The sequence below is a fragment of the Streptomyces phaeofaciens genome, assembly GCF_014648915.1.
GTDB classification, from domain to species: Bacteria; Actinomycetota; Actinomycetes; order Streptomycetales; family Streptomycetaceae; genus Streptomyces; species Streptomyces phaeofaciens.
This window is the reverse complement of record NZ_BMSA01000014.1, coordinates 1-19,786: the sequence shown is the minus strand read 5'-3', so window position 1 is coordinate 19,786 and position 19,786 is coordinate 1. Positions and strand designations below refer to the sequence as shown.

The 19,786-nt window shown below is 71.9% G+C and carries 18 protein-coding genes; 10 read left to right on the top strand and 8 right to left on the bottom strand.

The window, feature by feature from the left end; translation table 11 throughout:
* Nucleotides 1–17 precede the first annotated feature (17 nt).
* The gene (locus tag IE275_RS23065) at nt 18–1,550 is read left to right on the top strand and encodes an SPFH domain-containing protein (protein ID WP_189713270.1); all 1,533 of its coding nucleotides are present in this window, start codon (nt 18–20) and stop codon (nt 1,548–1,550) included.
* A 189-nt stretch (nt 1,551–1,739) separates the two neighbouring features.
* On the top strand, nt 1,740–3,008 hold the full coding sequence (locus tag IE275_RS23060) for a cation:proton antiporter (protein WP_189713269.1): 1,269 nt from the start codon (nt 1,740–1,742) through the stop codon (nt 3,006–3,008).
* Here the strand turns inward: IE275_RS23060 and IE275_RS23055 are convergent.
* A complete protein-coding gene (locus IE275_RS23055; protein WP_189713268.1) occupies nt 2,995–3,690 on the bottom strand; it encodes a response regulator in 696 nt (231 codons plus the stop codon). The two genes, IE275_RS23060 and IE275_RS23055, sit on opposite strands and share 14 nt — an antisense overlap.
* Nucleotides 3,691–4,100: 410 nt before the next feature.
* Here IE275_RS23055 and IE275_RS23050 point away from each other — a divergent pair, with 410 nt between their 5' ends.
* The 3 genes from IE275_RS23050 (at nt 4,101) to IE275_RS23040 (ending at nt 7,409) form a co-directional block, all read left to right on the top strand.
* Nucleotides 4,101–4,382, top strand: a complete 282-nt coding sequence (locus IE275_RS23050; RefSeq protein WP_189713267.1) for a DUF3040 domain-containing protein — start codon at nt 4,101–4,103, stop codon at nt 4,380–4,382.
* A 611-nt stretch (nt 4,383–4,993) separates the two neighbouring features.
* The gene (locus IE275_RS23045; RefSeq protein ID WP_189713266.1) at nt 4,994–6,292 is read left to right on the top strand and encodes a cation:proton antiporter; all 1,299 of its coding nucleotides are present in this window, start codon (nt 4,994–4,996) and stop codon (nt 6,290–6,292) included.
* Nucleotides 6,279–7,409: a PucR family transcriptional regulator gene (locus tag IE275_RS23040; RefSeq protein ID WP_189713265.1), complete on the top strand. Its 1,131-nt coding sequence runs from the start codon at nt 6,279–6,281 to the stop codon at nt 7,407–7,409. The genes IE275_RS23045 and IE275_RS23040 overlap by 14 nt, the downstream gene beginning before the upstream one ends.
* A gap of 31 nt (nt 7,410–7,440) precedes the next feature.
* Here the strand turns inward: IE275_RS23040 and IE275_RS23035 are convergent, their stop codons facing one another.
* The gene (locus IE275_RS23035; RefSeq protein ID WP_229870467.1) at nt 7,441–7,926 is read right to left on the bottom strand and encodes a cation:proton antiporter regulatory subunit; all 486 of its coding nucleotides are present in this window, start codon (nt 7,924–7,926) and stop codon (nt 7,441–7,443) included.
* A gap of 275 nt (nt 7,927–8,201) precedes the next feature.
* Here IE275_RS23035 and IE275_RS23030 point away from each other — a divergent pair, with 275 nt between their 5' ends.
* Together IE275_RS23030 and IE275_RS23025 are read left to right on the top strand one after the other, a co-directional pair.
* The gene (locus IE275_RS23030; RefSeq protein ID WP_189713263.1) at nt 8,202–8,648 is read left to right on the top strand and encodes a hypothetical protein; all 447 of its coding nucleotides are present in this window, start codon (nt 8,202–8,204) and stop codon (nt 8,646–8,648) included.
* A 186-nt stretch (nt 8,649–8,834) separates the two neighbouring features.
* On the top strand, nt 8,835–10,139 hold the full coding sequence (locus IE275_RS23025) for a phospholipase D-like domain-containing protein (protein ID WP_189713262.1): 1,305 nt from the start codon (nt 8,835–8,837) through the stop codon (nt 10,137–10,139).
* 59 nt (nt 10,140–10,198) lie between these two features.
* On the opposite strand, the gene IE275_RS23020 is transcribed toward IE275_RS23025, so the two are convergent.
* From IE275_RS23020 to IE275_RS22995, 6 genes are all read right to left on the bottom strand, one after another.
* Nucleotides 10,199–10,777, bottom strand: coding sequence for a hypothetical protein (locus IE275_RS23020; protein WP_189713261.1), 579 nt, complete (start codon nt 10,775–10,777; stop codon nt 10,199–10,201).
* Nucleotides 10,778–10,898: 121 nt separating this feature from the next.
* The gene (locus IE275_RS23015; protein WP_189713260.1) at nt 10,899–11,702 is read right to left on the bottom strand and encodes a phosphatidate cytidylyltransferase; all 804 of its coding nucleotides are present in this window, start codon (nt 11,700–11,702) and stop codon (nt 10,899–10,901) included.
* On the bottom strand, nt 11,699–13,426 hold the full coding sequence (locus IE275_RS23010; RefSeq protein ID WP_308435685.1) for a histidinol-phosphate aminotransferase family protein: 1,728 nt from the start codon (nt 13,424–13,426) through the stop codon (nt 11,699–11,701). The genes IE275_RS23015 and IE275_RS23010 overlap by 4 nt, the downstream gene beginning before the upstream one ends.
* Before the next feature lie 247 nt (nt 13,427–13,673).
* A complete protein-coding gene (gene xynA, locus IE275_RS23005) occupies nt 13,674–14,678 on the bottom strand; it encodes an endo-1,4-beta-xylanase XynA (RefSeq protein WP_229870465.1) in 1,005 nt (334 codons plus the stop codon).
* A 489-nt stretch (nt 14,679–15,167) separates the two neighbouring features.
* Nucleotides 15,168–15,590: a roadblock/LC7 domain-containing protein gene (locus tag IE275_RS23000; protein WP_189713259.1), complete on the bottom strand. Its 423-nt coding sequence runs from the start codon at nt 15,588–15,590 to the stop codon at nt 15,168–15,170.
* Nucleotides 15,587–17,653 (bottom strand): sensor histidine kinase, encoded by a 2,067-nt coding sequence (locus tag IE275_RS22995; protein WP_229870464.1) that lies wholly within the window; start codon nt 17,651–17,653, stop codon nt 15,587–15,589. Before IE275_RS22995 ends, IE275_RS23000 begins: the two co-directional genes overlap by 4 nt.
* Nucleotides 17,654–18,053: 400 nt before the next feature.
* Between IE275_RS22995 and IE275_RS22990 the strand changes: the two genes are divergently transcribed.
* The 3 genes from IE275_RS22990 (at nt 18,054) to IE275_RS22980 (ending at nt 19,734) form a co-directional block, all read left to right on the top strand.
* Complete coding sequence (locus tag IE275_RS22990; RefSeq protein ID WP_189713257.1) at nt 18,054–18,254, top strand: hypothetical protein; 201 nt, start codon at nt 18,054–18,056, stop codon at nt 18,252–18,254.
* Between the two features lie 505 nt (nt 18,255–18,759).
* A complete protein-coding gene (locus tag IE275_RS22985; RefSeq protein ID WP_189713256.1) occupies nt 18,760–18,948 on the top strand; it encodes a hypothetical protein in 189 nt (62 codons plus the stop codon).
* A gap of 15 nt (nt 18,949–18,963) precedes the next feature.
* Nucleotides 18,964–19,734, top strand: a complete 771-nt coding sequence (locus IE275_RS22980; RefSeq protein WP_229870461.1) for a DUF2637 domain-containing protein — start codon at nt 18,964–18,966, stop codon at nt 19,732–19,734.
* Nucleotides 19,735–19,786 lie beyond the last annotated feature (52 nt).

Sequence of the window (19,786 nt, the reverse complement as noted above, 5' to 3'; positions counted from 1 at the left end):
GATGTGGGGGCTCTGTCATGAGTTCAGTCGTTCTCGCGGTGGCGGGGGCCTTCGTCCTCCTCGTGCTGCTCGCGCTCGTCGTCGTGACCCGGTACAAGGTGGCCGGGCCGAGCGAGGCGTTCATCGTCACCGGGCGGCGTGGCAAGAAGGCCACCGACCCGGAGACCGGGCGGGTGTTCACCGACAACAGCGGCCAGAAGGTCGTGGTCGGCGGCGGGGTGTTCGTCGTGCCGTTCGTGCAGCAGAGGTTCACCCTCGACCTGTCCTCCCGGCACATCCCGGTCGCCGTGCGGGGCGCGGTCACCCTGCGCGGGATCAAGGCCCACCTCGAAGGGGTGGCGATCGTCAAGGTCGGCGGCACCGAGGACTCGATCCGCGCCGCCGCCCAGCGGTTCCTGATGCAGCAGGACGGCATCGTCGGCTTCACCCAGGAGGTGCTCTCCGGCGCGCTGCGCGCCATCGTCGGCCGGATGTCGGTGGAGGACGTCATCCGCGACCGGGCCGCGTTCGCCGGTCAGGTCGCCGAGGAGGCCGAGGCCAGCCTGTCCGGGCAGGGACTCGTGCTCGACGCCTTCCAGATCCAGGACATCACCACCGAGGGCTCCTATCTGGAGGACCTCGGCCGCCCGGAGGCCGCCCGCGCCAAGCAGGAGGCCGACATCGCCGAGGCCGTGGCCCGGCGGGCCGCCGAACAGGCCCGGCTGAAGGCCGAGGAGGAGATAGCCGTCGCCCAGCGCACCTTCTACCTCCGCCAGTCCGAGATCAAGGCGGAGACCGACGCCGCGGCCGCCCAGGCCAACGCGGCGGGCCCGCTCGCCGAGGCCGCCCGGCAGCAGGACATCCTCGCCCAGCAGGAGAAGGTCGCCGAGCGGCAGGCCGCACTGAAGGACCGTCAGCTCGACACCGAGGTCCGCAAGCCCGCCGACGCCCAGCGCTACGCGGCCGAACAGGAGGCCGAGGCCCGCCGGGTGGCCCGGGTCAAGCAGGCCGAGGCCGAACGGCTCGCCGAGATCGCGGCCGCCCAGGCGGAGGCCGAGCGGGCCCGGCTCACGGGTGAGGGCGAGAAGCAGCGGCGCAGCGCGCTCGCCGAGGCGGAGGCCGTCGAGGGGCTCAGGCAGGGTGAGGCCGAGCGGTCCCGGCGCGCCGCGATCGCCGAGGCGGTCCGGCTGGAGGGCGAGGCCGAGGCGGCGGCGATCGGCGCGAAGGGCGCGGCCGAGGCCGAGGCGATGCGCAAGAAGGCGGACGCGTTCGACCAGTACGGCGACGCGGCCGTCCTCCAGATGCTCGTCGAGGTGCTGCCGCAGGTGGTCGCCAAGGCGTCCGAGCCGCTGAGCGCGATCGAGCGGATGACGGTGATCTCCACCGACGGGGCGGGCCGGATCCCGCGCGCGGTCGCCGACAACGTCAGCCAGGGCCTGGAACTCCTCGGCGCCACCACCGGCATCGACCTCGCCGAACTCCTCAAGGGCGTCACCCGGCGCGACAGCGGGGCGGGGGAGGGGCCCACGGGCGCGGCGGCACACAACGGCAAGGTCGAGGTCACCGGCTGACCCTTGCCGCGCACCGCGCCATGGGTGTCGGCCACCTGCGGATATGGGGGCCGGCACCGATGGCCGCGGCTCCGGCGGCCGTGCGAGCGTGGGGTGACGCCCACGCACCCCACGGACGAAGGAGAACCCGTATCCACGCCCGTCATGTGAAGCGACCGCGACCGTACGCGCAGCCGAGGGCGGTGATCCATGGGGCACGCTGACACGCTGCTCGCCATGGGCGGCGCGTTTCTCGCCGCCGCCTTCCTCGCCCGGCTGGGGGGCAGGATCGGGCTTCCGACCATCCCGCTGTTCATGCTCGCCGGGATCCTGCTCGGCCCGCACACCCCGGGGATCGTCCTCGTCGAGGACGCGCACGACTTCGAGATGCTCTCCGCGCTCGGACTGGTGCTGCTGCTCTTCTATCTGGGCCTGGAGTTCCACCTCGACGACCTCCGCAGCGGCGGCCGCCGGCTGCTGGCCGCGGGCGGCATCTACCTCCTGCTGAACGTCGGCGCGGGCCTGGGCTTCGGCCTCGCCCTGGGCTGGGGCGCCCGGGAGGCGCTGGTGCTGGCCGGTGTCCTCGGGATCTCGTCGTCCGCGATCGTCACCAAGATCCTGATCGACCTGGGCCGGATCGGCCGCCCCGAGACCCGGCTGATCCTCGGCGTCATCGTGGTGGAGGACATCTTCCTCGCCCTGTACCTGGCCGCGCTCCAGCCGGTCATCGGCGGTGCCACGGGCGTGACCGACACCGTGCTCCAGGCCGGCAAGGCCTTCGGGTTCCTGCTGGTGCTGGCCGCCGCCGCCCGTTACGGCACCCGGCTGGTCGGACGTCTGATCCAGGTCCGCGACGACGAACTGCTCGTGATCAGCTTCCTCGGGGCGGCCGTCCTCGTCGCCGGAGTCTCCGAGATGCTCGGGGTGGCCGACGCCATCGGCGCCTTCATGGTCGGGCTGATCCTCGCGGGCACCCCGTCGGGACCCCGGATCCGCGAACTCGTCCATCCGCTGCGGGACGCCTTCGCCGCGATCTTCTTCTTCGCCTTCGGGCTCGCCATCGACCCCGGTGTCGTCGCCGCGGTCGCCGGGCCGGTCGCCGCGGCGGCCGCCCTCACCGTCGTCATGAACGTCGTCGCGGGCCTGCTCGTCGCCCGGCTGTACGGCTACGGCCCGGACCGTGCCGCCGACATCGCCACCACCCTGGTCGCCCGCGGGGAGTTCGCGCTGATCCTGGCCGCGATGGCCACCAGCGCGGGCCTCGACCCACGGCTCGCCCCGTTCATCGCCGGTTACGTCCTGGTGCTCGCCGTGCTCGGTCCGGTGGTCGCGGGACGGGCGTATCTGCTGGAGCGGATGCTCACGGCGCTGGGGGCGCGGGCGCGGGCGGGAGCGTCGAGGGCGGGCGCGGTGGAGCTCGCCGAGAACGAGGCGGTGCCGGTTCCGACGTCGGGCGCCGACCCGCTCAGGGCTCGATGAGGCCCACCCGGATCGCGTACCGGGTGAGTTCCAGACGGTCCTTCATGCCCAGCTTCTGCAACAGGTTGGCGCGGTGGCGTTCCACCGTCTTGGGGCTGATCACGAGCAGGTCCGCGATCTCCTGCGAGGTGTGACCCTCGGCGACCAGTTTGAGGATCTCCTCCTCGCGTTCGGTGATGGTCCGCGCGGGCGGCGCGTGGCCGTCCCGGACGCGGTCGAGGTAGTTGCGGATCAGGGCGTCGACCGCGCCGGGGTAGAGGAACGGCTCCCCGCGCATCGTGGCCCGGCAGGCCTCGACCAGGTCGCGGTCGGCGACGGACTTGAGGACGTAGCCGGAGGCACCGGCGCTGAGCGCCTCGAAGAAGTACTGCTCGTTGTCGTACATCGTCAGGATGAGGATGCGCAGGTCCGGCAGGACGCGGGAGAGTTCGCGGGCGGCCTGGAGCCCGGTGAGCCGGGGCATCGCGATGTCGAGGATCGCCAGGTCGGGCCGCAGGGCGCGGGCCTGGGCGACGGCTTCGGCACCGTCGTCGGCCTCCGCGACGACCGTGAGATCGGGTTCCCCGTCGAGGATCAGACGCACCCCGCGCCGTACGAGGGCGTGGTCGTCGGCGAGGAGGATGCGGGTGGGGGGCTGGGGTCGGGCCGGTGGCTGGGGCTGGGGTGGGGTCTGGTCGGGCATCGTCGTCCTTCGTGCCGCCGTCGGGGCCGGGGGCTCACCGTGACGGGCCTCCAGGGTTCAGCCTGGTGGGTGACGCGGGCGGCCGCCATCCGTGGCAGCACCCATGCGGCCCTGTGTGTGGGCCCGGTGTGGGGGTGCCGCGCGGGTGTTTGTGGGGTCCTGCCACCAGGAAGAATGCAGGGTGAGCCTGATGGCGCAGGACGCCGAGGGGCGAAAGGCTGAAGTCCGGTCGAGACAGCCGCGCCACGTCTCCCGCGCCGGGGCCTTCGAGGACTGCCTTGAGCACCGCCTCGAGGACCGCCTCCAGGGCCGCCTTCGGAGACCCGCCCCGTCCCGACCACCCCTTCGCCGTCCCACCGGCCTTACGGCGGCGGCGCGTTGTGATGTGTGGTGTTCCGGGGAGGAGCGTCATGGCCCAGCCCGACGACGAGAGACTGACCGCTCTCGCGGCACGGTTCGAGCGCGACGATCCCCGGTTCGCCCAGGCCATGCGCGCCGGACGTCCCTCCCCGCCGCGTGAGTACCGGCGCAGGGGCGCCTGGTGGGCGCTGGCGGTCGCCCTCGCCGTACTGATCACGGGGGTGGTCCTGGCCGACGGGCTGCTGATCGCCACGGGGTTGGTGCTCGCAGGGATGGCGGCGCAGCTGTTCGACCCGCACCGGACGCGCGGGCGGCGGCCGCCTCGCCGCTGACCTGCGCGGACCGCCGCGGGGCAGGCTTCGGCGATCTTCGGCCTCCGGTATGCGCTAGACTCTTTACCAAACACTTACACTTCGCCGGGCGTTCACGCGCCCGGCCCTGGTGTCCGGTCGCCGAGTCGAGACCGACGTGAGCCGAGGGGGCGTGACATGGGTCGAGTCATCCGCGTACGCGTCGACAACGCCGCTCGCGACGGCGTTCCTGATACCGGCGCCGCGGCCTGAGTCACCGCGCGACGCGCTGACCTGCCCCGGCCCTCCTCGCCTTTCACCGTTCGCCCGCCGCACGAACTCGCCCTCGCCCCCGCTCTCCTGACGGGGTGACAGGCCGAGCCCGACGGTCCAGCGCGCCCCGTGCGTCAGCAACTCCCGTGCCGCGCACGGCATCGACGTACGCATCTCACCGGCGCACGAACGGCATCCGCGTGCGCACGACACGGACGGCCCGCCGCCGTCCGCGTTCGCGACCGCCGGTAGGCACTCGCCGCCGTCCACGCACGCGACCGTCGACGGCCCGACCAGGACCACCCGCGCCGCACCGCGCACCGCCGGCACCCGCAACGGCACAGACGCCGCCACCGATTCGACACGGAGGACAGACGCCCGTGCACGACACCACAGCCATGCTCATCGAACTCGGGGCGATCATTCTCGTCCTGGGCCTGCTGGGACGACTCGCCGGCCGGGTGGGCTTCTCCCCCATACCCCTGTACCTGCTGGCCGGCCTCGCCTTCGGCCAGGGCGGCATCCTGCCGCTGAGCGCCAGCGAGGAGTTCGTGGCCACCGGCGCCGAGATAGGTGTCATCCTGCTGCTGCTCCTGCTCGGACTGGAGTACAGCGCCTCCGAACTCGTCACCAACCTCAAGACCCAGTACCCCTCCGGCGCCGTCGACTTCCTGCTCAACGCCGCCCCCGGCGCCGCGACGGCCCTGCTGCTCGGCTGGGGCCCGGTCGCCGCCGTCGCCCTCGCGGGCGTCACCTGGATCTCCTCCTCCGGAGTGATAGCCAAGGTCCTCGGCGACCTGCGCAGGCTCGGCAACCGGGAGACCCCGGTCGTCCTCGGCATCCTGGTCCTCGAAGACCTCGCCATGGCCGTCTACCTGCCGATCCTCACCGCCCTGCTCGCCGGGGTGAGCCTGGCGGGCGGCACGGTCACCCTGCTGATCTCCCTGGGCACGGTCGGCGGCGTCCTGTACGTCGCCCTGCGCCACGGCCGGCTGATCAGCCGCGCGGTCTCCTCGGACAACGCCGAGATGCTGCTGCTCGTCGTCCTCGGCCTGACCCTCCTCGTCGCCGGGATCGCCCAGCACCTCCAGGTCTCGGCGGCCGTGGGCGCGTTCCTGGTCGGCATCGCCCTGTCCGGCGAGGTCGCCGAGGGGGCCAGCAGCCTCCTCACCCCGCTGCGGGACCTCTTCGCCGCCGTCTTCTTCGTCTTCTTCGGCCTGCACACCGACCCCGCGGCCATCCCGCCCGTCCTGCTCCCGGCGCTCGCGCTGGCCTCCGTCACCACCCTGACGAAGATCGCCACCGGCTACTGGGCCGCGCGGCGGGCCGGCATCTCCGTCAAGGGGCGCTGGCGGGCGGGCGGCACCCTGGTCGCGCGCGGCGAGTTCTCCATCGTCATCGCCGGTCTCGCCGTCGGCGTCGAACCGCGCATCGGTCCGCTGGCGACGGCGTACGTACTGATCCTGGTCGTCGTGGGGCCGCCGGCGGCCCGGTGGACGGAACCGGCGGCCCGACGGCTCACGACGCGCGGCGCCACGCGTGCGGCGGCGGGCGCGGCGGCGGGCAGGGCGACCGGAACGGCCGGGGCGACGGCTGATACAGCTGGTACGACGACGACCGGAGGCACGGGAGCCACCGGCGCCACCGATACCACGGGAGCTGTGCATGCCGGCCACTGAGCACGACGGCGGACCGGTGCGTACGGACGCGGCGTCACCCGGGCCGCGCGCGGCCGCCGGAGACGCTCCGTACGCTCCGTTCCTCGACGGCTTCCAGACGATCCTCGCGGACGCCGCGGTCACCGGCCGCCGGCTGACCCGCGACGAGCTCCAGTCCCGCCGGGCACTCGGCGCGCGGGCCGCCGAGGCCGGGCACGCCTGGCGCGACCTCGTCCGCGCCCATCTCGTGGCCGGCCGCGCGGGCCGGCCCCGCACGGCCGACCCGGAGAGCGTCCTCACCGTCCTGGAACAGGCCGTGGACGCCTTCGCCGACGGCTACGAGCGCGCGCAGCGACTCGTCATCCGCAAAGAGGAGGCCGCCCGCCGGGAGTTCATCGACGACCTGCTGTCCGGCCGCGGCGACCCGGGCGGGCTCGCCGCCCGCTCCGAACGGTTCGGACTCCGGCTGTCCCGCGCGCACGCGGTCGCCGTGGCCGAGGGGCCCGAACGGTACGACGAGGCCGACGCCGTGCCCCGGCAGGTGGCGAGCGAGCTGTTCGCCCGGTTCGAGAACCGCCGCATCCTGTTCACCACCAAGGACGGCCGCATGGTGTGCGTCGCCCCCGCGGACCAGGACGACGTCCTCACCCACTTCGCCAAGCACGCCTACGCCGCCGCCGGCCGCGCCCAGGCCGCCATCGGCCGCCCCCGACCGGGCCCGGTCGGAATCGGCCACAGCTACGAGGAAGCCCTCAACGCCCTGGACGTGGCGCAGCGCATGGGCTTCGACGAGCCACTGCTGCGCGCCGCCGACCTGCTGGTCTTCCCCGTGCTGGCCCGGGACCGGCAGGCGCTGATGGACCTCGTCCACAACACCCTGGGGCCGCTGGAAGGGGCACGCGGCGGGGCGCGGCCCTGGCTGGAGACCCTCGGCGCGTACTTCGACAGCGGCTGTGTGTCCGCGGCGGCGGCCCGGCGCCTGTCCCTCAGCGTGCGGGCCCTCACGTACCGGCTGGACCGCGTCCACGTCCTGACCGGCACGGATCCGACCGACCCGACCCAGCGCTACGCCCTTCAGACGGCGGTGATCGGAGCGCGGCTGCTGGACTGGCCGGCGAGACCGCTGCGCCAGGTGTGAGGCCGGTGCGGTGCCGGTGTTCCCCGGCCGGTCAGTCCCGTTCGAGGATCGCGGCGGCCGCGTCGACGCCCTCCCGGGTGCCGATCACGATGAGGACGTCCCCGCCGACCAGCCGGAAGTCCGGCTTCGGCGAGGGGACGGCCTCGGCGCGGCGCAGCACCGCCACGATCGACACCCCGGTCTCGGTGCGCAGGCGGGTGTCGCCGAGGAGCCGGCCGTTCCAGTGCGAGACCGACGACAGTTCGATGCGTTCGGCCACCAGCCCCAGCTCGGTGGTGGACAGGAGGTTCGGGCTGTGGTGCGTCGGCATCATCGCGTCGATGAGCGCCGCCGCCTCGCCCGAGGTCAGCCGCACCGACAGGGCGCAGGCGTCCGGATCGTCCTCCTGGTACGCGTTCAGCGTCCGTGCGCCGTCGCGGTGCGCGACGACCGACAGCCGGCGCTGCTCCCGCGTGGTCAGGTCGTAACGGACCCCGATCCCCGGCAACGGCGTACTGCTCAGGCGCGGACCGCCCACGACTGCCCCCTGTCTGTCGTCTGCTGTCGTTTGTCGTCTGCCGGCTTCTGCCTTCTGCCTTCCGGCTTCCGGTTTCTGCCGGATCGGTGCTGCCGGACGGCGGATGTCCGGATCGGACATTACGTCGAACAGCTGTCCCTGACACCCTAGCCAGCGCCGGGAATCGGGCAACGGGAGTGGGGCCCGACCCCCGAGTGGGACAATGCCCTGGGTCCACGACGGCGTGGCGGCCGGTACCCCGAGCTCATGGGGAGGACCGGAAGGAGGCGTGGAGCATGATCGAGTGGGTGGCGTTCAGAAGCGGAGCGCGTCCCGTTCCCCGCCCCGTGGCCACCCCGCTGGTCTGGGCCACCGCCTGCGGCGGTGCGCTGACCCTGGTCGCCGCGCACAACATCCTCGTGGGCACGGACCGCCCCGGCCTCGCCCTGGCCGCGCTGTCCCTGCTGGCCGCGCTGCTCGGCCTGTGCGCCCGCTTCAGCGCGGCGCCCGGCACGGCCGTCCTGTGCTGGCTCTTCCTCAACGGCTTCGCCATCCCGCCCGCCGGCACCCTCACGTGGGCCGTCCACCGCGACGCCTTCTGGCTCGCCTGTCTGTGCGCCGCGACCCTCCTCGGCACCGGTCTGGCCCGGCTCCTCCACGCCCGCGCGGCCTACCGCCGCGTGACGACGGCGGGCCCCGCGCCGACACCGTCCGCCCCGGACGACTGGCCGCCGTTTCCCTGACGGCGGAGCGGGGTCGTAAAGCCCGTGCCGCGGGGCGGTTCTGACAGCCTGTCCGGCTCGCCGGTGCCCTCACTCGTTGAGGTCAGTGCGTACCCCCGAAACGCCTAGTTTCCGATGATTGTCCTACTTTTCCGGGCAAGTGATCTCCGCTGTCTCCGTGAAGTGCCCCCTTCCAGGAAAGCGAAGATGACGCCCTCGACTGTGCGCCCGCATCCCGCCCGGTACCTCCCCACGGCGCCGATCACGGCCGTCGCCGCCGTCCTGACGCTGGTGGCGGCACTCGTCGTCGCCGGTGCGAGCCAGGCCGCCGCGCTGACCAAGCCGGTCATCAACGGACCCGTGTTCAACGACCCGCTGGGCACACCGGCACAGCAGAAGGCGATCTTCACCCAGCTCGTCCAGCTGATCGACGCGACCCCCGCGGGGGCACAGATCCGCGGGGCGATGCTCGAGTTCAACGATCAGGAGGTCGCCGACGCGCTGCTCGCCGCCCACCGCCGTGGCGTCGACGTCCGGATCATCGTCGACGACTCGACCTATGTGAACGGTGACGGCGTCGAGTACCCCAACGCGCCCTACCAGTCACTCAAGGCCGGCCTGGGAACCAACGACAGCGCCCGCTCCTGGATCGTCGTCTGCGACGACAGGTTCGAGGACGCCGACGGCGTGGACGACGTCCAGCGCGGCTGCCTGGCCGTCGCCCCGCCCCAACCGGCGTACAACCACAACAAGTTCTTCGTCTTCTCCAGGGTCGGCCCCTTCGACGACGGCACCAGCTACTCGAAGGTCGTCTTCCAGACCTCCTCGAACCTCTCTCCCTGGTACAAGGTCGAGTCCTTCAACGACGCCGTCACCTTCACGGACAACGCGGTCTACGACGGTTACGCCGCCTACCACTCGCGGCTCCGCATCGGCCGCACCCTCGTACGCGGCAACAACTTCGCCTACGCCTCCACCCCGACCGGCTCACCCCAGCGCGCCTTCTTCTTCCCGCGCGGTGACACCTCGTACTACAACCCGGCCACCGACAACATCGTCAGCGCGCTGAACGAGCTCCGCTGCGCGTACACGGGCGCCGACGGGCTGCGCCACCAGACGGACATCCGCATCGTGATGCACAGCTTCTTCGGGTCACGCGTCCAGGTCGCCCAGAAGCTGGCCCAACTGCGCGCCAACGGCTGCTGGATCGACGTCCTGTACGCCGAGACCGACTCCGCGATCACCACCCGGCTGACCGCCGCCGGCATCCAGCACCGCCGATGCCGTATCCCCAACGGCCCCGGGATCGACGTCCGCCCGCACAACAAGGAGATCCTGATCGACGGCGACTACAACGGCGACCTCACCCCCCGCGTCTACACCGGCAGCGCCAACCTGACCGGCTCGTCCCTGCGCTCGGCCGACGAGACGATCGTCCGCATCGCCAACGCGTCCTACCACGCGCGATACCTGAGCACCTTCTACAAGATCCGTACGGCTTGCGGCGGCTGACGGCGGCTGCCGGCGGCGCGCGGCCTCGGTGGCCCGCGCCGGCCGACGGCTTCGGCGGCTCACCCCAGGAAGTACGACCAGAACGGGATCACGGCGTGCGGGTGGTCCGGCACGGCCGGCACCGGTCGCCCGAACTCGCGGTGGAAGTAGTCGACGAGATCGGTGCCGTAACAAATGATGTCCGTCTGGTACATCGACAACACCGGAGTGCCCGTGCGGCCCGGATCGGCGAGCAGACACCGGTGCAAGTGGACCGGCACCATCACCGGGACCGTGGCCAGGTGGACGCGAGCCGCCTCCAGGGCGTCCCCGACGCCCGCCGGCCGCGGATCCCAGTCCGGATGCCAGAAGCCGTTGTGCTCGACGTCGAACAGCACGCCGTCCACCGGCCAGGCCAGCTGCTTCGCCAGGTCCTTTGGCGCACGGCCGCGCCAGTCGGGCCAGCCGTCGCCCGTCGGGAGCCCCGCGGCCAGCAGCGTCCGGTGCTCCGGAGCGAACCGGAACCCCCAGCGCTCCTCGACACCGTCGAGCTCCCGCTCGGTCATGCCCGGCTCGATCTCGACCCGCCCGGGGAGCAGGGCGAGCAACGCCCGCGCGTCGTCGGGGGTCAGCGGGTTCTCGGGGCCGATCGCGTTCATGAGGGGAACGCTAGGACACGAGCGGATGCCGCAGCAGCGGAATTTCGCCGGGTGCGCCGGGGCACGGGCGTGCCGGTGCTCCGCGGGCGCCCGGGGCCGACGCGGGTCGGGTCGGCTCGGCTCAGCTCAGGACCAGCAGGACCGCCAGCGCGACGAGCAGTGAGTCGATCCGGTCCAGCAGACCACCGGAGCCGGGCAGCCAGTGTCCCGCGTCCTTCACCTGAGCCCCTCTCTTGACCATGGATTCGAGCAGGTCACCGGCCGGACCGCCGACCGCCACGGCGACCGCCGTCGGCCAGCTCAGCACGGACAGCACGGCGAGCACACCGAGACCGGCCGCGGCCCCGGCCAGGGTCCCGCTCCACCGCTTGGCCGGTGACAGCGGCGACAGCCGCGGCCCGCCCAGCCGCCGGCCGGCGAAGTACGCCGCGATGTCGGCGACCGAGACCGCCACGAACAGCGCGAGCGCGCTCGCCCCGAGCGGCACCAGCGCGGCCAGCGCACTCAGCCAGGCCAGCCCCAGCAGCCCGGCGCCGAGCCGGCGCAGGCCGTGCTCGGCGTCACCGGCCAGGAGCGGCACGGCGGCCACCGCGAGGGCCCCGAGCGCGACCGCCCGGAGCACCTGTCCCGGCGTCAGCCAGGTGGCCAGCACCACGCCCACGACGGCCGCGGCCAGCACCACCCGGTCCGCCCGGCCCAGCCGCATCAGCCCGCCGAACTCCAGCACCGCGATCACCCCGACCACGACGGCGAGGGCCGCGGCGCCCGGGCGGCCCCACCAGAACGCACCGGTGACCAGGGGCACCCCGACCGCCCAGGCACACCACCGGACCATCAGCTCGCGGCGCCGCGACACCGCCACCGCGACACCGCCCAGCACCAGCGCCCCGCCGAGGAAGGGCGCCAGCGAGGCCACCGTGATCACCGAACGGATCCGGCGGCGAGCACGTCCGCGGAGGTCGGACCGGGCACGGCCGCGGCCGGCCGCGGCAGGTACAGGGCGGCCCGGCACGCGGCCACGATGCGCGCGTTCTCCGCGGTGTCCTTGACCGCGATGCGCACGGTGCACCCCTCGTACCGCGGCGACAACGGCGACAGATCGCGCAGGTACACGTCGTGGCGGCGGCACTCGGCGACGACCTGCGCGGCACTCGGCCCGCCCGCCGGCAGGGTCAGGGTGAGGAAGTTCGCCACGGTCTCGTCGACCACCACGGTCTCGTCCAGCCCCGCGAGGCCGGCGGCCAGCCGCCGGCGCAGCGCGTGGGTGCGGAGCCAGTGGTCGCGGTAGTACGCGGGGTCGCGCAGCGCCGCCACGGCGGCCAGCTGCGCCGGGAGGCTGACCGGCCAGGGCGGCGTCCACCGGCGCAGCCGCGCCGCGGTGGCCGGCTCGGCCACCAGATACGCCGCCCGCATGCCGGACAGCGCGTACATCTTGGACAACGAGGTGCACACCACCACCCGCGGGTCGCTCGCGGCGAGACCGGCGAGCGACTCGGCCAGGTCGACATAGCCCAGGTACGCCTCGTCGATCCACCAGCGGGTCCGGTCCGGCGCGGCCGCGATCACCGAGCGCAGTTCGGCGGCCGGCGCGTGCCGTCCGGTCGGGTTGTTCGGGTTGACGACCACCACCAGGTCGTAGCGGCCGGACGCGACGGCGGCGGACAGCCGGGCCGGATCGATCCGCCAGCCGTCTTCGCGGCGCAACGGGAACCGGTCCACCCGGCAGCCGATCACCCGCTCCGTGACATGGGCGTACTCGCCATAGCCCGGGTCCATCAGCAGCACCCGGCTCTGCGGGGTCAGCCACCGGCCGAACGCCCTGAAGATCAGGTCGGAGGAGCCGGCGCCGACCGCGAGCGTCTCCGCCGGCAGCGCCCGGGCCGTGGCGATCTCGGCCAGCAGGCCGTCGGCGTCGGTCGGCGGCGAGGTCCGCGCGACCCAGCCCGGATCCTCCGTGAGCGCCGCCCGCACCCCGGGGGCCGGCGCGAACCAGGCGTCCAGCACATCGGCCGCGACCACCTGCCGGCGCCGCTCCAGGCTCCGGAAGCCCGTGCCGATCGCGGTGAACGAGGCACCGCCGTGTTCGCAGCCGTCCGGCCGGGGAGCGAACGGCACGTCCAGCCGCCAGTCCACCGCGGACCTCAGCCGCTCCAGCGCGACGCCGTGACGGTCCGTCGTGACCCTCGTCAGCTCGGGCACATCGCCGGTCAGCACCTCGAACGTCAACGCACCGCTGTGAACGGTACGGCCGACCGGGCGCAGGCCGACGGCCCGGTACATGCCGAGCAGCTCCGTGCGCCCCATCGCCACCACCCGGCGACCGCCCCGGGAAGCGATCCAGCGCAGCGCCGCGTACATCAGCAGCGGTGCCGCCGCGGTGGAGCGCCAACGCGGCTCGACGGTGAGGATGCGCACCTCGAAGGCGTCGCCTTCGTCCAGGAGCGGCAGTTCGTCACGGGTCAGGTACTTGTCCAGCGCGTACCGTCCCACCCAGGGCGGGGTCAGGCTGACGAAGCCGATCCGGGCCGTGCCGCGCGCCGCGACCAGGTAGACGTTGTCGCCGTCCAGTCCGTCACGAAGCCGTCCGGCCGGATCCGGCGCGTGCTGGCCCAACTCCCGCGCGTACACCCGGTGACGCAGTTCGTGGATCTACTCGAGATCCTCCGCAGTGGCGACGCGCAGTTGCAGATCACGGACCATAAGCACCTCTCTCGACGCGACGTGGCCGCCCCATCCTGGGAAACGGGCCCCGCCCACGACAGTGCGGAGAGACACAGCCGACCCGGGTACGCGTACTCAGGCGCGGTCGCCCGCCGTGTGCTGTGCGCGTGCCCGCAGCGCTGTGGCGCGGCGGCCACGGCCACCGCGCCACGCGCGCGTGCGGGTGCGGTCGGGGTCAGGTGGTGGTGCAGGTGACGGTGGGCCAGGTGTGGTTGCCGTTGTGCTGGATGGTGACGCCGAAGGTGTTGCCGTTGCCGTTGGGTTTGGCGGTGAGTGTCTGGGCGTTGGGGTAGGTGGCGTTGATGTTCCAGGTGGAGAGGATCTTGGCGGGGGAGGGGATGTTCATGGTGACGGTCCAGTTGCTGGATCCGGTGACGGCGACGTCGAGGTTGTAGCGGTCGCTCCACTGCTGACCGGCGGACAGGGTCGCGGCACAGCCGCCGCTCCCGCCACCCGAACCGGCGCTGCCCACCGTGATGTTGGAGTTGCCGCTGCTCTGGTAGCCCTCGGTCGCCATGATCATGTAGTAGCTGAAGCTGCCGAGGGGCATCCCGGCGTTGGCCCAGGCGTCGAAGTGGTTGCCGGTGGTGATGGTGCCACCCGTCCGCTTCGACTGCCGGACGCTCCAGTACTGGTCGAAGGTCTTGGTGCCCTCGACGGACGGGGCGTTGTAGCGCGTCGTCCTGTAGATGTCGTACGTACCGCCGTCGCTGGTCACCGTGCCCTTGTACGTTCCCGTGGGCCGGTAGGTCCCCCAGTTGTCGACGATGTAGTACTCCACCAGGGGATTCGAGGTCCACCCGTAGAGGGCCAGGTAGGCGTTGCCGGACGGGTTGAAGGTGCCCGAGTAGGTCACGCTCCTGCGCCCGCCGTTGCTCCACCCCTTGCCGGCGACGAAGTTTCCGGTGTTGCTCCACGTGGTGCTGTAGCCGCCGCCGGAGCTCAGGTTCATGGAGACCGTGCCCGGGGCGTCGGTCCAGAACGAGTAGTAGTAGCCGTTGTCGGTACCGGTCTGGTTCGTGGTGACGACCGTGTCGGCGTGGGCGGTACCGGGCAGAGCCATCGCCGCCACGGCGACCAGCAGCAGCGTGCAGACACTGCTGATGAGCAGCCTGAAGCGGCTGAGTATCCCGAAGTGGCCGCGCCTGCGGCGCGTCTTCTGTGCGGGTGCGTCGTTCATGGGCGTGCTTCCTCCTCGTCCCCGTGCTCGTCCTCGTGCGGCCGATGGGGGCGAGTGTTGGTCTGCCCCTGTCAACTGTCAACGGTTTCGGTATCTATTTCGAAACGTTCGGTCGGCTCGAGGTGTTGAGGAGGTGCTATTTACGCAGTTGAGGCGTCGTGTGGGGCGGCGAGGTCCGTGGTCAGTAGTGAGAGCGCTCTCAAATGGGAGATCGGGAAGGGAGGCGGGTTACGAATGTTTCGAAGGCCTTCCGGATCATTCAGCGCACGATCTCGCGCACGATCCCGCGCGCGATCCCCCGTGGATGCCTGCCGGACGGGTGCGGAAGGGGTCGGGCAGGCGTGGGGTGAGCAGCTCGGCCGGCCGGTGTCAGGCGGGCGGGCCTCGCACCCGGGCAGGATCAGCCGCGGATCCACCCGCCGCGGCGCGGCCGGCGCCCGGCCGCCCCGGAAGCGGCCCCGGCCGTGGCAGCCGGCGTCGGATCGTCGGCTATCGCGCCGCCGCTATGGGCGCGGAGTGGAGTTCGTGAACCAGCTGCGGGGTGAGCAGTTCGCCCGCGCGGTCGGCGAGGACGGCCATCTCGTAGCCGACCAGGCCGACGTCGCACCCCTCGGCGGCCAGGACGCCGAGACAGCTTCCGTCGCGGACCCGGCCGACCATGAGGAAGCCCCCGAACATTTCGATCATGACGAGTTTCATGCCGTGGAAGCCGTGTGCCGTCGCCGCGTTCTGGGCGAGGCTGGTGATGCCGGAGACGACGGCGGCGAGATGGTCGGCGCGATCCCGGTCGAGGCTGTCCGAGGCGGCCATGAGCAGGCCGTCGGAGGAGACGGCGACGGCGTCGGTGACGCCGTCCGCGGTGCGTACGAACTCCGAGATGAGCCAGCCGAAGCTCTGGACGGCGGTGGTCACGATGACGCTCCTTGAGTGGTTCGGGCTTCGGCGCGAGCGACACCTGCTCTGAAACCGTTGAGGAGAGAGGAGACGGCAGGCCGGGCGGGCGGGGGCGGCGCGGCGGAGGGGTCCGGCACGGGGGTGAGCAGGCGCGCGGGGAGGACGACGAGCGCGGACAGGCCGCCGCCGGGGGTGTCGAAGAGGTGGACCCGGGTGCCGTCGCCGAGCCGGTGGGCGAGCCGGCCGACGACGAGGTGGCCCAGGAACCGGGTCGGCGTGGCGAGCAGGGCCTCCTCCCCGGAGCCGGAGAAGCGGGCGTGGGCACGTTCCTTGTCGGCTTCGGACATGCCGACGCCGTGGTCGACGACGGCGAAGCAGTAGGCGTCGTCCTCGGAGTCGTACCAGCCGTGCACCTCGACCGGTTCGGTCGGCGGCGAGAACGTCAGCCCGTTCTCGATGATCTCGGCGAGGAGATGGGCGACGTCGGCGACGGCGTGCCCGCGCACCCGCACCGGCTCCACGGCCGCGATCAGGACCCGCCGGTACTGCTCCACCTCGGCGACCGCGGACTGGACGACCTCCAGGCCGTCGGCCGGTGCCGCCGTGGGCCGCGGCGGATTCTGCCCGGCCAGGACCAGCAGGCTCTCGGCGTTGCGCCGCATACGGGTGGCGAGATGGTCGAGCTCGAACAGCTCGGCGAGGGCGTCCGGGTCGAGTTCCTGCTGTTCCAGACGGGTGATGAGGCCGAGCTGACGCCGCACGAGGCTCTGGTTGCGGCGGCCCAGATTGGCGAGCGACTCGGTGGTGTTGCGGCGCAGGCCGGCCTGCTGGGCGGCCAGGTGCAGGGCGGTGCGTTCCACGTGGTGCAGGGAGGCCGCGACCTCGGCGATCTCCACCGCGCCGCCCAGCAGCTGCGCATCGGGGGCGTCCGGGGCATCCGGGGCATCCGCCGTTGGGAGGAGCTCCAGGGGGTGGTCCGGAGATGCCGCAGAGTGCGGGGACGGCTGGGCTGGTGGGGATGACAGCGACGGTTGGGCCGGTGGGGGTGGCGGGGACGGCGGGGACTGCTGGATACGGGCGACGGTCGCGGGCAGCCGGTTGCGCGCCACGTCGTGGGCGGCCTCGGCGAGCGCGCGGAGGGGGCGGGTGACGGAACGGGAGGCGAAGGCGGCGAGGCCCGCGACGAGGGCGGCCACGAGCGTTCCCGCGCCCAGACAGACGGCGAGGCCCGTCTCGGCGTCGTGGCTGAGCCGGTCGGCCCGGTCCCGCACATCCGCACCGACCGACCGCTGGACGGCGTACAGATCGTCGACGAGCACGGTCATCGCGTCCCACCAGGTGCCCGCGTCCGCGCGCAGCACGGAGCCGTCGGCGGCGCCCTCGGCCCGGCCCTCGTAGAGGGTGGCGCGTTCGGCGTCCTCGGTTCCGAAGGCGTGCTCCAGAGCCGCGCGCTGAGGTGCGGTGGCGACCTGCCGGAAGCGGGCCAGGGCGGCGACCCGCGTGGCCCGTACCTCGGTGAAGTCGAGGTACTCGCGGCCGTGGAAGGCGCCCTCGGCGAAGACCCCGTTGAGGAGTCCGCGTTCCAGAGCGACGGATTCCTTGGCCGCGGCCAGCTCCCTCAACGCCGCCAGCCCATCGCTCAGTCGACGGTCGGCGCGGATCGCGGTCTCCGCCACCGGATCGACGGCGTTGAGGGCGTCCACGGCGGTCGTATAGAAGGTGAGCGTCGCCGATCTGTCGGCGGTGCCCCCGTCGGCCGCGGCGCGGATGTCGGCGAGACGCTCCAAGTGCCGCCGGATCACGCTCTCGACGGCACTGTCACGGCGCATCCCGCGCAGCGCGGCGTCGACCCGCCCCCGGGTGGCGGCCAGGGGCGAGCGGAACTCCTCCTCGCCGCCCAACAGGCCGTTGGTCAGGCCGCGTTCACGTTGAAGCTGGTGCACCAGGGCCTGGACCCGAAGACTGAGGCCGACCTCGGCACGGGTCGTCCGGGCGTCGCCGAGGGCCTCGGCGCGACTGTCGACGGCGAGACCGGCCACCGCCAGGAGCAGGCAGATCGGGACCGTGATGACCACCGCCACCCGTCCCCTGATGCTGCCCCAGCCGGGCACCGGCCGACGGCCGGTGCCCGTTCGCCCACGGCGGCGGCGGTGCATCGAACTGCCTTCGCCCGGACCACCCTTGCGGATGGCGCCGAGCCTGCCGAGCAGTGGCCGTAACGGCTCCCACACCCTCATACGTCACGACGCTAGACCGACCGTCGAGCCGGGCGGTTTCCGACCGGTTAGACCGCGAGAGAAGTTCGGTTGCGCCGGTCTCACACCGTGGACCGGAAGACTGTGACACGGACGACACAAGCCGGCCGACCCATGTCCGACCTGGCCGGCTCGTGCGCGCGGAGTCATATCGGCGCGCCGGTATGACACTCACCCGGATACGGGCACCTGGCGCAATGTCTCCTTCCTTCAAGTGACGAGAGACATGGCGCAGGTATGGCGCGCGGGTCCTTTCATCTCCTGCCAGAACCAGTCGACGTTCAACCTCGTCGACGTGCCCGCGACCCTTTCGGGCGTGGCGATCGTCGCCACGCCCGAACGCATCCTGCTCGGCGCCGCCGGCCCCGGCCCGAACGACATCGACACCACCACGGTGAACGCCCCGTCGAACAACCACTGCGGGTAGCGCCGGACGCCCCACCGCCGGCCGCATGCCTGCTCGTACGTGCGGCCGGCATTCCGGGACGGTTGCCTTCTCCCCGGCTCCCTTCCCCGCTGCTCGTCCCTCTCGGTAACAGCCCTCACCGCTCCGGCACTTGTCGTCGGCGGAACCGAGAGGAACCGCTCAACCGCCGGACGACGGCGATGGTCGGCACGGCGACCCCGACGAGCGGACAGCCGCCGAGCATCGGGAGGCCGCTCGCTCCAGCGCCGGTTGCCGCTAACTGATCTTTTAGAAGACAACCGGCTCGAACCATAACGTGCTGCGCGGGACGCGTATTACACAAATTAAAAAACGCTCTCATCAATGTTCACCCTGCAACGGTCACTCATTTGCCGCGCAACTGGAGGAGTCGGCGGGCCGTTAGCGGGACATGACGAAACCAATTCCCCTCGACTTGCCTCGCCGCGGAACGAGGACGGGCAATCTGTCCGCCTCCAGCGAAGCGACAGTGGGGAAATGCGCTTACATGCCCGGTACGGTGTACTCGACACTGGAGGTCCGCGGCACGCTGCACGTGGGCGACGCGCGGGGCGAAACCCGGGTCACCGAAGCGCTGCTCGTCGAGTTCCTCAGACTGTTGGACACGGTCCAGAAGGAACTCGATCAGCGGTGGATCGGTCAGGAAGACTCTGGCTGCCACACGGACCGCATGTGACGTGAGTGAATCACTGTGAATCAGGAATACGCGGATCTCTCGTTTCCGCAGCGCGAATGGCATCCCGAGACGTACCCTTTCGGGTCGGGTGCCGACTGGTACGGCAGTCCCTTCGACGCCCAGCACTCGGGGGCCCTTCTGGAACCCCCTGATACGGGGTGGGACCCGGTCGAGGAGATGGCCTATCTCTTACAGGATGCCGTGGCAGGGGAGCGGGCGACGACCGTGCCGCCGCCGCGCAGCGAGCCGCCGTCCGGCGTGGACTTCACCGACCCGTTGGAGAATCTGGCACAGATCACGGCGCAGTTGCCGCCCATCCGACGTTCTTCCGCGGGGCATCGGAAGACTCAAGTCCGCAAACTTCGATTCAAGTGGTTGCAGACCGGCAGCTTTGTGATCGTCGTATTCCTTGCCGTCATCGTGGCGATGGTCAGCGTCTTCGGTGCCGTGGCGGCCTACGAACCTCTGCAACGCATCACGTCCGACGCGAAGGGCGGAAGTATTGCCTGGTGGCCGCTTCTCGTATATGGCCCCTGGATCGTGGCTTCTCTCTCCATCCTGCGCACTGCCTTGCATCAGCGTCGAGCCCTGCACTCGTGGTTCGTCGTTCTCATCTTTTCCTCTGTTGCGATGATGCTGTGCGTAACCCAGGCCGAGAGAACCTTCGCCGGTATCGCCGGAGCCGCCCTGCCGGCCATCGCGTCCCTGGCATGCTTCCAGCAACTTGTCCGACAAATCACCCTGACCCTGCCGCCGCGCAAGAGCACGTCCCGCCATCGGCACTAGGGCCTCTCTTTCGGATCTTGCCGGGGGTCGCGGGGTCTGGCACGCACTCCCC

Excerpts from the sequence above, each read along its gene's own strand:
- IE275_RS23065 (WP_189713270.1), top strand. The coding sequence starts at position 18 with ATGAGTTCAGTCGTTCTCGCGGTGGCGGGGGCCTTCGTCCTCCTCGTG.
- IE275_RS23060 (WP_189713269.1), top strand. The coding sequence starts at position 1,740 with ATGGGGCACGCTGACACGCTGCTCGCCATGGGCGGCGCGTTTCTCGCC.
- IE275_RS23055 (WP_189713268.1), bottom strand. The coding sequence starts at position 3,690 with ATGCCCGACCAGACCCCACCCCAGCCCCAGCCACCGGCCCGACCCCAG.
- IE275_RS23050 (WP_189713267.1), top strand. The coding sequence starts at position 4,101 with ATGGCCCAGCCCGACGACGAGAGACTGACCGCTCTCGCGGCACGGTTC.
- IE275_RS23040 (WP_189713265.1), top strand. The coding sequence starts at position 6,279 with ATGCCGGCCACTGAGCACGACGGCGGACCGGTGCGTACGGACGCGGCG.
- IE275_RS23030 (WP_189713263.1), top strand. The coding sequence starts at position 8,202 with ATGATCGAGTGGGTGGCGTTCAGAAGCGGAGCGCGTCCCGTTCCCCGC.
- IE275_RS23025 (WP_189713262.1), top strand. The coding sequence starts at position 8,835 with ATGACGCCCTCGACTGTGCGCCCGCATCCCGCCCGGTACCTCCCCACG.
- IE275_RS23020 (WP_189713261.1), bottom strand. The coding sequence starts at position 10,777 with ATGAACGCGATCGGCCCCGAGAACCCGCTGACCCCCGACGACGCGCGG.
- xynA (WP_229870465.1), bottom strand. The coding sequence starts at position 14,678 with ATGAACGACGCACCCGCACAGAAGACGCGCCGCAGGCGCGGCCACTTC.
- IE275_RS22990 (WP_189713257.1), top strand. The coding sequence starts at position 18,054 with ATGGCGCAGGTATGGCGCGCGGGTCCTTTCATCTCCTGCCAGAACCAG.
- IE275_RS22985 (WP_189713256.1), top strand. The coding sequence starts at position 18,760 with ATGCCCGGTACGGTGTACTCGACACTGGAGGTCCGCGGCACGCTGCAC.